We start from the raw sequence: 12,715 nt of genomic DNA on the forward strand, positions 1-12,715 counted from the left end.
CGCGAATTTGTCGAACGTGGAACGATTGTGTCGCGATTTGTCGCGAGAAAGCTGGAGCGGGTAGCGGGAATCGAACCCATGCGTAGCCCGGCAGGGCGGAGCGCCAGCAAACAGCCGCGGGTTCGACTGTGCGCCCTGGAAAGCTGGAGCGGGTAGCGGGAATCGAACCCGCGCGTTCAGCATGGGAAGCTGACAGGCTACCATTACATCATACCCGCCTGTGCCGCGCCCGATGCCACAGGCGCGGGGCTGCGGTCAACGCGCCGCTTTCGGCGCGTCGGGCGCGAACAGGTTGCCGAAATAATCGCCCTGGTACCAGCGTGGCGCCTCGTCGGCGTCGGCCAGCGCGCGGGTGATGCGGTAGTTTACTTCCGCGAAGCGCGCGGCGGCGTTCCAGTCGATCGGCTGGTTCATGTCGTCGGCGGGCTGGTGATAGGCCTTGTCGAAGAACGCCTTCCACGCCGCCTCGCCGCCGTTCGCATAGCCGGTCGCCAGGAACACCGCCGGCACGCCCTGCTGCACGAAGCGGTAATGGTCGGAGCGCACGAAGATATTCTCCGCCGGCATCGGGTCGGGCGAAAGCGAAATCCCCATCGGCTTGGCGGCATCGGCGACGACCTTGCCCAGCGTCGAATGGTCGGCGCCGAACGCGACGACGTCGGTGAACGGGTACAGCAGCAGCGGCATGTCGAGATCGACGTCGGCGACGATGCTGGCGAGCGGCACGGTCGGATTGTGCGCATAATATTCGGCGCCGAGCAGGCCCTTCTCCTCGGCCGTCGAGGCGAGGAAGACAAGGGTGCGGCGCGGGCGGTCCGACGACGTCGTAAAAGCGCGGGCAACTTCCAGCATCGTCGCGATTCCCGACGCATTGTCGAGCGCGCCGTTGTTGATCCGGTCCTTGTTCGGCGGATCGTTCGGGCGCGGCTTGCTGATGCCGATATGGTCGAGATGCGCGGACAGGATGACGACCTGCGGCGCAAGCTTCGGATCGGCGCCGGGCAGGATGCCGACGACATTGGGGCTGGTCAGCCGCTCGCTGACCGTGCTGGCGGTGACGCGAACGGTGCCCGCAAGAGGAAAGCCCTTGGGCCGCCCGCCCTCGCGCTCCGCTTCGGCGCGGACCTGGTCGAGCGTCTGCGGTGCGCCGGCGAACAGCGCAGTGGCGACAGTGTCGTCGACGCTGGCCGTGGCGCGCAGGCCCGTTCCCTCGACATGCGGCTGGCCGTCCTTGCCGATCCAGCTGAAGCGCGCGCCGTCCGCATAGCGCTGGCGCACGGTCCAGGGCCGGGTTTCCGCCGAAAGCTTCGTGTCGACCGAAAGGAAGCCGACCGCGCCCCGTTCCGCCGCCGCTTCGTCCTTGGCGCTCGACAGGTGCGCGCCGACCTCGCTCGGCATGCCCTTGGGAAAGCCGTTCAGGGCGACGACGATCTTGCCGCGCACGTCGAGCCCGGCATAGTCGTCGATACCGAGCGATTTGTCGGCGATGCCGTAGCCGACGAACACGATCGGGGCGGAGAGGTCGGTCTTCGCCTCGCGCGGATTGACGCCGATCAGCACGTCCTTGCCGTGCGTCCATTTGCCGCCTGCGCGCGAGCCGCTGAGCGTCAGCGTGCCCGGCGTCTCGCCGCGCCGCGTCTGCTGGAACGTGACCTGCTGATACCAAGAGCCGTTGTCGCCCCCGGGCTTCAGCCCGAGCCCTTCGAATTGCGAGGCGACATAGCGCGCCGCGATCTCATGCCCGCGACTGCCGGTGTCGCGCCCTTCGAGCAGGTCGTCGGAAAGGAACAGCACGTGCGCGCGAAACGCCTCGGGCGTGAACGCCGGGACGGGAGCGGGAGGGGCGGCACCGACGAGAGCGAGCGGCAGGAGCGACAGCAGGACGCGCGACATGATTTTCCTTGAGAAGCAATGGAAGACGTGGACAGCGTTGGTTCAGCGAAAATGCGCTGCTATGCAAGCCGCACGTCGCTCTCCCGTCGAAGGAATCTTCATGCGCCGTTCCTGGCTTGCCGTTTCGCTCCTCGCCTTTTCCACTGCCGCCTTCGCCCAGCCCGCCCAGCCCGCGCCCTTGTCCGAGCTGTCGCAGGCTGTGAACATCCCCTACGAGCAGTTCACGCTGCCGAACGGCCTGCGCGTAATCGTCTCGACCGATCGCAAGGCGCCGATCGTCGCGGTCTCCGTCTGGTACAATGTCGGATCGAAGATGGAGCCGGCGGGGAAGACCGGCTACGCGCATTTGTTCGAACATCTGATGTTCAACGGCTCCGAGAATGCGCCGGGCGATTTCTTCAAGCCGCTGCAGGAAATCGGCGCGACCGACGTGAACGGCACGACCTGGTTCGACCGGACCAATTATTTCGAGACGGTGCCGACGCCCGCGCTCGAACGCGCGCTGTTCCTGGAAAGCGACCGGATGGGCCATTTCCTCGGTGCGGTCACGCAGGAGAATCTGAAGAACCAGATCGGCGTCGTCCAGAACGAAAAGCGGCAGGGCGACAACCAGCCGTTCGGGCTGGTCGAATATGCGCAGCTGAAGGCGCTGATCCCGGCCGATCATCCCTACGGTCATTCGACGATCGGTTCGATGGCCGACCTCGACGCCGCCAGCCTGGAGGACGTGAAGAACTGGTTCCGCGAGCATTACGGGCCCAACAATGCCGTGCTGGTGCTCGCCGGCGACATCGACGTGCCGACGGCGAAGCGGCTGGTCGAGAAATATTTCGGCGACATTCCGCGCGGGCCGCAGCAGGGGCCCGTCGTCGCGCCGGTGCCGACGCCCGCGCACCGCATCGACGAAGTGATGAAGGACCGCGTCGCGACCACGCGCATCTACCGCACCTGGGTCGTGCCGGGGCTCAACGATCCCGATGCCGTGCCGCTCGACATCGCCGCGACGGTACTCGGCGGCCTCAGCAGCTCGCGCCTCGACAACGCGTTGGTCCGCGGCGACAAGAGTGCGGTGCGTGTCAGTGCCGATCTGCAGCAATTCGCGCAGATCAGCTTCTTCGACGTGCAGGTCGACGTCGCGCCGGGCGTGGACGTTGCCGAAGAGGGGCGGAAGCTCGACAAGCTGATCGCCGATTATATCGCCCAGGGGCCGACCGCGGACGAGGTGCTGCGTTCGGCGACGCGGGACGTGGCGGGGCGGACGGCTTCGCTCGAATCGGTCGGCGGCTTCGGCGGCAAGGCGGTCACGCTGGCCGAAGGCGCGCTCTATTCGAACGATCCGGGCTTCTACAAGAAACAGCTCGCCGCCTACGCTGCGGCGACGCCGGAACAGGTGCGCGCGGCGATGCAGAAATGGCTGAGCCGGCCGATGCTCGCGCTGGTCGTCGAGCCGGGCCCGCGCGGCGCCTATGAGGAATCGCAGTCGGTCGCCGGCAAATCCGGCTTTGCGCCGGCCTATTATCACAAGCCGGGCGAAGCGCCGGTGACTTTCGCGCCGCAGGCGGCCGTGGATCGCTCGCAGCTGCCGCCGGTCGGACCGATCCCGAATCTCGACTTCCCGACCGTGGAGCGGGCGAAGCTGTCGAACGGAATCGAGCTGGTCTATGCCCAGCGGACGGCGGTGCCGATCACGCGGATCGTCGTCAGCTTCGATGCCGGCAATGCGGCCGATCCGGCCGACGAGCTTGGCCTGCAATCGCTGACCCTGTCGCTGCTCGACGAGGGCACGAAGACGCGCAACTCGATCCAGATCGCCGAGGAGCAGGAGCGGCTGGGCGCCAATATCAGCGCGGGCACCTCGACCGATCGCACCACCGTCAGCCTGTTCGCGCTGTCGCCGAACCTGCAACCGTCGGTCGCGCTGCTGGCCGACATCCTGCGCAACCCGGCCTTCGCGCCGGCCGAGGTCGAGCGGCTGCGCAATCAGCAGCTGGTCTCGATCCAGAACGAGCTGACCCAGCCGGGCGGGCTCGCCGGGCGGACGCTGCCGCCGGTGTTGTTCGGGCCCGAACACCCCTATGGCCGTGCTTCCTCGGGCACCGGCGATCCGGACGTGGTCGCAAAGCTGACGCGGAACGATCTGATCGCGTTCCAGCATGCGTGGATCCGGCCGGACAAGGCGACGATCTTCATCGTCAGCGACCGGCCGCTGGCGGAAGTGCGCAGCGTGCTCGACGCATCGCTGGGCGACTGGAACGGCGAGGGCGCAGCCGGGGCCAAGCGCTTCGCCGCGGCGATCCCGCAGCCGCAGCCGCGGATCATCCTGGTCGACCGGCCCGATTCGCCGCAGTCGCTGATCTATGGCGGCGAAGTCACGCCGCTGAAGGGCACCGACGAGCTGGTTCCCTATATCGCCGCCAATGATGTGCTCGGCGGCAATTTCCTGTCGCGGCTGAACACCGATATCCGCGAGACCAAGGGCTGGTCCTACGGCGTCAGCGGCAATTTCCGGCGACTGCTGCAGGGCGTGCCCTATCTCGTCTCGGCGCCGGTGCAGGCGGACCGAACGGGCGATTCGCTGGCGGCGATGCAGGCCGACATCCGCACGTTCCTGACCACCAAGGGCATCACGCCCGAGGAGCAGGAGCGGACGATCAACGGCTTCGTGCGCGAGCTGCCGGGCAGCTTCGAAACCGGATCGGACGTGCTGGGCGGCATGCAGAACAATGTGATCTACGGCCGGTCCGACGATTATTACGACACGATCGCGAGCCGCTACCGCGCGCTGACCGCGCCGGAGATGGACAAGGCGATCCGCTCCGCAATCGACCCGGCGAAATTCGTCTGGGTGGTGGTCGGCGATGCCAAGGTCGTAAAACCGCAGCTTGACAGCCTCGGCCTGCCTGTCGAGGTGAAGACGGTGGCACAACAACCTGCACAGGGAGGGAAATGATGGCTGGTGTGGATGGCGATTGGGATTGCATCACGAAGTCGCCGCTGGGCGAGCAGAAGTCGGTGTTCACCGTCCGGAGCAACGGCGACACATTCACCGGCCAGCAGGCCGGCGCGATGGGCTCGCTCGACGTGATCGACGGCAAGGTCGACGGCAACAAGCTGACCTGGAAGATGGAAATGAAAGTGCCGATGCCGATGACGCTCGACTGCCAGGCGACCGTCGACGGCGATACGCTGACCGGCACCGTCGGCGCCGGCGCGTTCGGCAGCTTCCCGCTGACGGGAACGCGGAAGGGGTGAGGCAATAAGCCCCTCCCCTAAAGGGGAGGGGCTTAGAATATCCGCGTCACGTGACCCATCTTGCGGCCGGGACGGACGTGCTTGCCGTAGAGGTGCAGTTTCGCCGTGGGATCGGCCAGGATCGCCGCCCAGGAGTTCGCGTCCTCGCCGATCAGGTTATGCATCTCGATCCGCGCGCCGGTGCGTGCCGTCGCGCCCATCGGCAGGCCGCAGACTGCGCGGATGTGGTTTTCGAACTGGGACGTGACCGCGCCCTCGATCGTCCAGTGACCGCTGTTGTGGACGCGCGGCGCCATTTCGTTGAAGACCGGCCCGTCGCTGCAGGCGAAGAACTCGCAGGTCAGCAGGCCGATATGGTCCAGCGCATCCGCCACTCTGCGGGCGAGGGCGATCGCTTCCTCCGCCTGTGCCAGCACCGCCGCGCGGGCCGGGACAGTGGACGTGTCGAGAATGCCGTGGGTGTGGACGTTTTCGGGCGTGTCCCACACCGCCGTCTCGCCGCTTTCTGCCCGGCAGAGCAGCACGGAGAATTCGGCGTCGAAGGATACGAAGCCCTCCAGAACGCAGGGCGCGCCGCGGACAGCTTCCCATGCTGACTCCAGCCCGGACGCGTCGTGCAACCGCACCTGGCCTTTGCCGTCATAGCCCAGGCTGGACGTCTTCAGGATCGACGGCGTGCCGATCTCGGCAAAAGCATCCCGAAGCTCGTCGAGGCTCTGGACCGCACGGAACGGGGCGGTGCGGCCGCCGAGGTCACGCACCAGGCTCTTTTCGCGCTCGCGCACGCGCGAGATTTCGAGCGAGCGCTTGCCCGGACGGATCGGCACCAGCGTCTCCAGCCGGTCGAGCGCAGCCGGGGGGACATTTTCGAACTCGTAGGTGACGACGCCGACCGCTTGCGCAAAGCGTGCGAGCGCGTCCGCATCGTCATAGCCGGCCTTGGTCCATTCGGCGCTGACTTCGGTCGCGGGGCCGCTCGCCTCGGGCGCATAGATGTGGCTGCGATAGCCGAGCTGCGCCGCGGCGATCGCGAGCATCCGGCCGAGCTGGCCGCCGCCCAATATGCCGATGGTGGAACCGGGCGGCAGGATCATTCGGGCTCGGCGGCGACGGCGTCGCTCTGCCGCTTGCGCCACGCCGCAAGCCGGTCGGCGAGCGCGCTGTCTTCATTGGCGAGAATCGCGGCGGCGAACAGCGCGGCATTGACTGCGCCGGGCTTGCCGATCGCGAAGGTCGCAACCGGAATGCCGCCCGGCATCTGCACGATCGACAAGAGGCTATCGAGGCCGTTCAGCGCCTTGGATTCGATCGGCACGCCCAGCACCGGGACGGTCGTCATCGACGCGGTCATCCCCGGCAGGTGCGCGGCGCCGCCGGCGCCGGCGACGATTGCCTTCAGCCCGCGATCGGCGGCCGACTTGGCATAGTCATAGAGCCGTTCGGGGGTGCGGTGAGCGGAAACGATCCGGGCTTCGTGGCTGATGCCGAGCGCGCCCAGGATCTCGGCGGCATGGCGCATGGTCGGCCAGTCCGACTGGCTGCCCATGATGATGCCGACGAGCGGCGAGTTCTCTGCCATGATCGCCCCGCTTTTGGAGCGCCGCCGTGTAGCCCCCCATCAACGCTATTTCAATCCGCCCGGATTAGAGCGATGATGCGGCGAGGGAAGGATGCAGCAGGTTATTGATCCCGAAAAGGAAAATTCGGCGCTTCGGGCGCGCGTAGCGGAGCTGGAAGCCCGCATCGCGCAACTCGAGCGGCTGGCCGACAGCGACACGCTGACGCCGCTGCCCAACCGCCGCCTTTTCTTCCGCGCGATCGAGCGAGCGGTGGCGCAGCGCGCGCGGCACGGCACGCCGGCGGCGCTGCTGTTCGTCGATCTCAATCGGCTGAAGGAAATCAACGACGCGCATGGCCACGCCGTCGGCGACGCCGCGCTGATCCACACCGCCTGGGTCCTTCGTGAGAATGTCCGCGGCAGCGACGTCGTCGCGCGGATCGGCGGCGACGAATTTGGCGTGCTGCTCGAATATAGCGAACCGGAATCGGCGTGGGACAAGGCCTCCGCCCTGGTCGCCGCGGTCAAGGCGTCGCCGTTGCACGGCCGCCTGCCGATCGAAGTGTCGATCGGCGTCACCGCGCTGCAGGCGGACGACACGCCGGAGGCGGCGCTGGCGCGGGCCGATGCGGAGATGTACCGGGCGAAACGGCGGCGGGGCGGCGGCACGAACAGCCGCTGAAGACAGGTCTCGCTCGTCCCGAGCGTAGTCGAGGGGCGCTGCTCCGAATTTTGCGTCAGGGCCCTTCGACTACGCGCTTCGCGCTCTGCTCAGGACGAGCGGCATACCTCCGTCAGTATACATGGCTCGGGCTGCTTGCGCGCAATTCGCCGGCTACCGTTCCGTCGTGCTCACCAGCAATTTGTCGATCTTGCGGCCGTCCATGTCGACGATCTCGAAGCGCCAGCCCTGTTCCTCGAACGATTCGCCGACCGTGGGCAGGTGGCGGAGCGCGGCCAACGCGAAGCCGGCGGCGGTCGCATAGTCGCGGTCCTCCGGCAGCGTCAGGTCGAGCCGCTCGGCCAGCGCGTCGGCGGGCAGCGAGCCGGAGATCAGCAGGCTGCCGTCCTCGCGCTCGACACAGTCCGGATCGGTGCCCGCGTCCTGGTCCGACGCGAAATGCCCGGCGAGGGCAATGAACAGGTCGGCGGGCGTCACCAGCCCTTCGAGATGGCCGTATTCGTCATGGACCAGCACCATCGGCACTTCGGCGCGGCGGAGCGTGTGCAGCGCGTCCATCGCGTCGACCTGGTCGGGCACGATCAGCAGCGGCCGCATCAGCGCGCGCGGATCGAGCACACGCCCCTCCAGCAGAGCGGCGGCGATGTCGCGGCTTTGCAGCACGCCGACGATGCGGTCGACCGAGCCTTCCGCCACCGGCACGCGCGTGTGCGGCGTTTCGATGAAGCGCCGGCGCAGCACCTCCGGGTCGGCATCGGCGTCGATCCAGTCGATATCGGTGCGCGGCGTCATGACTTCGCGCACCGGGCGGTCGGCGAGACGGACGACGCCCGAGATGATCGCGCGCTCGGATTCCTCGATCACGCCGGAGCGGCTCGCTTCGGCGACGATCAGGTGCAGCTCTTCCGCCGTCACATGCTTGTCGGTCTCGCGCTTCAGCCCAAGCAGGCGGAAGATCATCGCGCTGGTCTGGTCGAGCAGCCAGCCGACCGGCGCGGTCGCGCGCGCGAACCAGTCCATCGGCACGGCCGCCAGCGCCGCGATCGGCTCCGGCGAGCGCAGCGCGAATTGCTTCGGCACCAGCTCGCCGACGATCAGCGAAACATAGGTGGTGACGACGATCGTCACCGCGAACCCGTAATGCGCGGGAACGCCGATCAGCGCGAGCCGCTGGCCGACCGGCACCTCCAGCGCGGCGCCCGAAAAGGCGCCGGTCAGGATGCTGATCAGCGTGATGCCGATCTGGACGGTCGAGAGCAGCCGGCCCGGGTTCGACTGAAGCTTCAGCGCGGTCGCGGCGCCGGTGCGGCCGACCTTTACCATCGCCTGCAGCCGCGCCTTGCGCGCCGACACGATCGCCAGCTCGCACATCGCGAACAGGCCGTTCAGCACGATCAACGCAAGGATGATCGCGACGCTGAGCCAGGGAAAGGGATGAAGAGGCTGCATGCCGGGCGTGTAACGTCCTTAGCGGGCAAATGTGGCGGGGGGCAATGATGAACCCTCTCCATCTGGAAGAGGGTCGACTCGCGGCATCGCCGCGAGCGGGGTGAGGGCGACAGGCGCTGGTCGCCCTCACCCTCCCACCGCTTCGCGGCGGGCCCCTCCCTCTCCCAATGGGAGAGGGGTTATACCGTCTCCAGCGTCCTCCGCCCCGCCTTGGTGCGCATCCGGTGCGTCCGCGCCACTTGGGTTGAGCGGCCGATCACGGTGTCCAGGAACAGCCATTCCGACGTCGCGGCCTCCGGCGTCAGCGTAACGGTCATGTAGCCGCGGCCGGCGGTCGAGCACCATTTCAGCTCCGGGTTCGCGCGGACCAGGGCGGTCGAGATGTCGGTGGGCGGCACTTGGCGGAAGAAGGATTCATAGCCTGGCGAGGTGACGCTGTGGCCGTCGAACTCGACGCCCGCGCGCTTGCCGCCTTCCGACAGCTCGAAACCCCAGGCATTGTGGCTGTCGCCGGCGAGGATGACGAGGTCCGCGTCGGCATTCTGCGCGGACTGGAGCAGCCGCGCGCGGGCGGCGGGGAAGCCGCCCCAGCTTTCGAGGTCGCTCGGCAGCCCGAGCTTGGCCGCGAGCAACGCCGCCTTGACCCGTGTGGTGATGTATTCGGGCGCGTCGGGCGAAATCCAATTCGCGGCTTCGGGCGGGGCGACCTGCCGCCCCACGATCGTGCCGACGCCGACCACCTGCCAGCGCTTTTTCGCGCGGACGGAGTGCTGGAGCCGTTCGGCCAGCCAATGCTCCTGCGTGCTGCCCATCATCGACCGCGCGGGATCGGCCCAATCGCCGTCGCGGAAGGCCTTCAGGGCGGCGACCGGGTCGGCGGCGCCCTTCAGCGCGGCTTCCAGCGACGGCGCCTGGCTGCGGCCGATGGTGCGCGTCTCGGTACGGAAATAGGTGCCGAGATCGCCGATCTGATAGGTCGCATAGGGTTCTTCGGAGACCGGCATCCATTCGCGCCAGGCCTGCATCGCGGCGATCTTGCGTTCGGTATAATCGCCTTCGCCGGGGTTATGGTTCTCGGCGCCGCCTTCCCAGCTGTCGTTCGCGGTCTCGTGATCGTCGACCGAGGGGATGATCGCCAGCCGGCTATGGAGCGCCTGCAGGTCCGGATCGGCGCGATAGCAGGCGTAGCGCGTGCGATAATCGGCGAGGTGGATCAGCTCGTTCGCGGGTTCGAGCAGCCGCGCCGCGACGGCCTCGCGCTCGCTGGGATAGGTGCCGCGCTTATATTCGTAGAGATAGTCGCCGAGGTGGATGCCCAGATGCAGGTCGTCGCGCTGGGCGGCATGGGCATAGGCGTTGAAATAGCCGAACGGCAGGTTCGCGCAGGAAAAGACCGCCATCCGCCACTCGGGCACTCGGCCTTCGGGGAGCGTGCGGGTGCGGCCGACGGGGGAGACTTCGCCATTCGCGGTGAAGCGGTAGAAATAAGGGCGGCCCGGCTCCAGGCCGGCGACGGTGACTTTCGCGGTCCAGTCGCGCCAGGGGCCGGTGATCACGTCGCCGCCGGCGATGACGCGGCGGAAATCGGGGGTGTCCGAGACTTCGGCGTGGACGTGCGCGCTGGCGCCTTGGCCGACATAGCGGGTCCAGAGCAGCACCGAATCCTGGCTCGGCTCGCCCGACGCGACATTGTGGGTGAAGCCCCGCGCCGCGACCAATTGCGCCAGCGCCGCGCCGCCGCCCGGCAGCAGCAGCGCGCCTAGGCCGAACGCCCCTCCCTTCACCAGCGAACGGCGATCGATTCTCAGCGTCATCGGCCCCCTCCCAGATGCAGCGCTTCCCTCGCGAAGCGCCCTATGTCTTCGTCATCGTGATACAGGCCGAGGCCGATCCGCAAGACGTCGCCGCGCACGTCGGTGACGATGTCGCGCGCCATCAGCTCCGCCTGCCAGCGCTGTGCGTGCGGCGAGCGGAAGGCGAGAAAGCGGGCATGCGGTCCGCCGGTCGGCGGGTTCAGCAGTTGGGCGTCCTCAAGGGCGGTGCCGCGGATCGCGTGGAGCAGATGGTCGTGCAGGCGGGCGACATGGGCGGCGATCGCGGCGGTGGTCAGCCCTTCCGCCTCCAGCATCGCGCGGACGGCGAGGAAGCGATAGAGGCCCGACGCGTCGAAGGTCGATCCCATGAACCGCCCCGCATCGGGCGCATAGCCGACCGCGCCCGGCGGCAGCGACAGGTCGTCGAACTCGGCATACCAGCCGGTATAGACCGGTCGCGGCCCGAACCCCGATGGCGCGTGCAGGAAGGCGATGCCTTCGCCCGCCATCGCATATTTATAGCCGCCGGCGACGTAGAAGATGCGGTCGGCGACGGCGCTTAAATCCGTTACGATCGCCATGAAGGCGTGATAGCCGTCGACGACCACCCACGGCCCTTCCGGCCGGGCGAGGGCGGCCAGCCGCTCGATGCCGTCGAACACATGCCCTGAGTTGAACATCACGTGGCTGACGAAGATCAGGTCGTATTCGCCGCCTTCCGCCGCGCGGACGAAACGCTCCGCAAAGCTGCCGAACGGCTCGACCGGCACCCGCTCGACCGTCATTTCGCCCGCCGCTTCCCAGCGCGCGGACTGGCGGCGGAAGCTGTGGAACTCGCCGTCGGTCGCGAGCACCCGGAACGGACGCGGCCGCTCGATCGCGGAGACGAGGCGGACGATCAGCTCGTGCGTGTTGGGCGCGAAGACGATCGTGGAAGGATCGGGAAGCCCGAGCTCGCCGGCCACTTCCGCCTGCGCGCGCGGCCAGAGCTCGCCCATGATCCGGTCCCATTTCCGGTCCGCCAGCTTCGCCGCATCCTCCCACGCCTGCCACTGCCCGTCATGGCTGGCGTCCGGCCAGAGATGGTGGCTGTGCGCCGCCAGATGCAGCCGCTCCGGCGCGGCATCGAAGGCACGGCGGAAAAGGTGTTTGTAGGTCATTGAACACCCTCGTCATCCCGGCGAAGGCCGGGATCCACCTTCTTCTTTCCTCCCTCCGTGCCTCCGCGCCTCCGCGCGAACAAGAAAGGTGGATTCCGGCTTTCGCCGGAATGACGGGGGAGGGTCACAGCAAAGTCCTCAACGACCACAGCTCGGGAAACGCGCGCTTCGCCACCGTCTCCTGCAGATACTTGACCCCCGCGGTGCCGCCGGTGCCGCGCTTGCCGCCGATGATGCGGGAGACGGTGAGGACGTGCTTGTGCCGCCACGTCGCCATCGCGTCGTCCAGGTCGACCAGTTTCTCGGCGAGCTGGTACAGGTCCCACCATCGCTCCGTATCGCGATAGACTTCGGCCCAGGCCGCCTCGACGCGCGGATCGGGCGTGTAGGGCTGGGTCCAGTCGCGGTCGAGCGCTTCAGCGGGCACGTCGAAGCCTGCGGCGGCGAGGGCGGCGTTGGCGTCGTCCCACAGGCTTGGGCCTTCCAGCGCCTCGCGCATCGCGCGTTCGGCTTCGGGGCGGTCCTTCTGGTAATCAAGGAAGCGGCCGTCCTTCAGGCCCAGCAGATATTCGACGGTGCGGAACTGGTCCGACTGGAAGCCGGAGCTGGTGCCGAGCACGCCGCGGAAGCGCGAATAGTCGCTGGGCGTCATCGTCGCGAGCACGTCCCAGCTCAGCGTCATCACCGCCTGGATGCGCGAGACGCGGGCGAGGCCCTTATAGGCCGGCACCAGCTCGCCGCCGCGCACCTGGCGTTTCGCGAGCTTCAGCTCGGCGATCATCTGCTTCAGCCACAGCTCCTTGTCTGGTGGATGATGATGAACAGCACCTCGTCGGGCTCGTCGGAGAGCGGATGCTGGGCGGCGAGCAGCTCGTCGAGCGCGAGATAGCGCGCATAGGTCATTTCG

General features: G+C 67.8%; 9 protein-coding genes, 1 tRNA gene and 1 pseudogene. 3 read left to right on the forward strand and 8 right to left on the reverse strand.

Annotation, left to right across the window (positions count from 1 at the left end):
• Window positions 1-144: 144 nt before the first annotated feature.
• A tRNA-Gly gene (locus VFT73_RS07595) sits at window positions 145-218 on the reverse strand.
• Window positions 219-255: 37 nt separating this feature from the next.
• On the reverse strand, window positions 256-1,893 hold the full coding sequence (locus tag VFT73_RS07600; protein ID WP_326409637.1) for a M28 family metallopeptidase: 1,638 nt from the start codon (window positions 1,891-1,893) through the stop codon (window positions 256-258).
• Between the two features lie 100 nt (window positions 1,894-1,993).
• Between VFT73_RS07600 and VFT73_RS07605 the strand changes: the two genes are divergently transcribed.
• Window positions 1,994-4,843, forward strand: a complete 2,850-nt coding sequence (locus tag VFT73_RS07605) for a pitrilysin family protein (RefSeq protein ID WP_326409639.1) — start codon at window positions 1,994-1,996, stop codon at window positions 4,841-4,843.
• Window positions 4,843-5,145 (forward strand): hypothetical protein, encoded by a 303-nt coding sequence (locus VFT73_RS07610; RefSeq protein ID WP_326409640.1) that lies wholly within the window; start codon window positions 4,843-4,845, stop codon window positions 5,143-5,145. The genes VFT73_RS07605 and VFT73_RS07610 overlap by 1 nt, the downstream gene beginning before the upstream one ends.
• Window positions 5,146-5,177: 32 nt before the next feature.
• Here VFT73_RS07610 and VFT73_RS07615 read toward each other — a convergent pair whose 3' ends face one another.
• Window positions 5,178-6,239: a 5-(carboxyamino)imidazole ribonucleotide synthase gene (locus VFT73_RS07615; protein WP_326409642.1), complete on the reverse strand. Its 1,062-nt coding sequence runs from the start codon at window positions 6,237-6,239 to the stop codon at window positions 5,178-5,180.
• Complete coding sequence (gene purE / locus VFT73_RS07620; RefSeq protein ID WP_326409644.1) at window positions 6,236-6,724, reverse strand: 5-(carboxyamino)imidazole ribonucleotide mutase; 489 nt, start codon at window positions 6,722-6,724, stop codon at window positions 6,236-6,238. The genes VFT73_RS07615 and purE overlap by 4 nt, the downstream gene beginning before the upstream one ends.
• Before the next feature lie 91 nt (window positions 6,725-6,815).
• Between purE and VFT73_RS07625 the strand changes: the two genes are divergently transcribed.
• The gene (locus VFT73_RS07625) at window positions 6,816-7,385 is read left to right on the forward strand and encodes a diguanylate cyclase (protein WP_326409646.1); all 570 of its coding nucleotides are present in this window, start codon (window positions 6,816-6,818) and stop codon (window positions 7,383-7,385) included.
• A 153-nt stretch (window positions 7,386-7,538) separates the two neighbouring features.
• Here VFT73_RS07625 and VFT73_RS07630 read toward each other — a convergent pair whose 3' ends face one another.
• The 4 genes and pseudogenes from VFT73_RS07630 to VFT73_RS07645 all read right to left on the reverse strand — a co-directional run bounded on the left by VFT73_RS07630 (window position 7,539) and on the right by VFT73_RS07645 (window position 12,711).
• A complete protein-coding gene (locus VFT73_RS07630; protein ID WP_326409648.1) occupies window positions 7,539-8,834 on the reverse strand; it encodes a hemolysin family protein in 1,296 nt (431 codons plus the stop codon).
• A gap of 179 nt (window positions 8,835-9,013) precedes the next feature.
• On the reverse strand, window positions 9,014-10,648 hold the full coding sequence (locus tag VFT73_RS07635; protein WP_326409649.1) for an alkaline phosphatase D family protein: 1,635 nt from the start codon (window positions 10,646-10,648) through the stop codon (window positions 9,014-9,016).
• Entirely contained in the window at window positions 10,645-11,808 is a 1,164-nt protein-coding gene (locus tag VFT73_RS07640; RefSeq protein WP_326409651.1) for an aminotransferase class V-fold PLP-dependent enzyme, read from the reverse strand. The genes VFT73_RS07635 and VFT73_RS07640 overlap by 4 nt, the downstream gene beginning before the upstream one ends.
• A gap of 124 nt (window positions 11,809-11,932) precedes the next feature.
• Window positions 11,933-12,711: pseudogene (locus tag VFT73_RS07645) on the reverse strand (tryptophan 2,3-dioxygenase).
• Window positions 12,712-12,715: the final 4 nt, after the last annotated feature.

The sequence above is a fragment of the Sphingomonas sp. genome, assembly GCF_035758555.1.
GTDB lineage: Bacteria > Pseudomonadota > Alphaproteobacteria > Sphingomonadales > Sphingomonadaceae > Sphingomonas_B.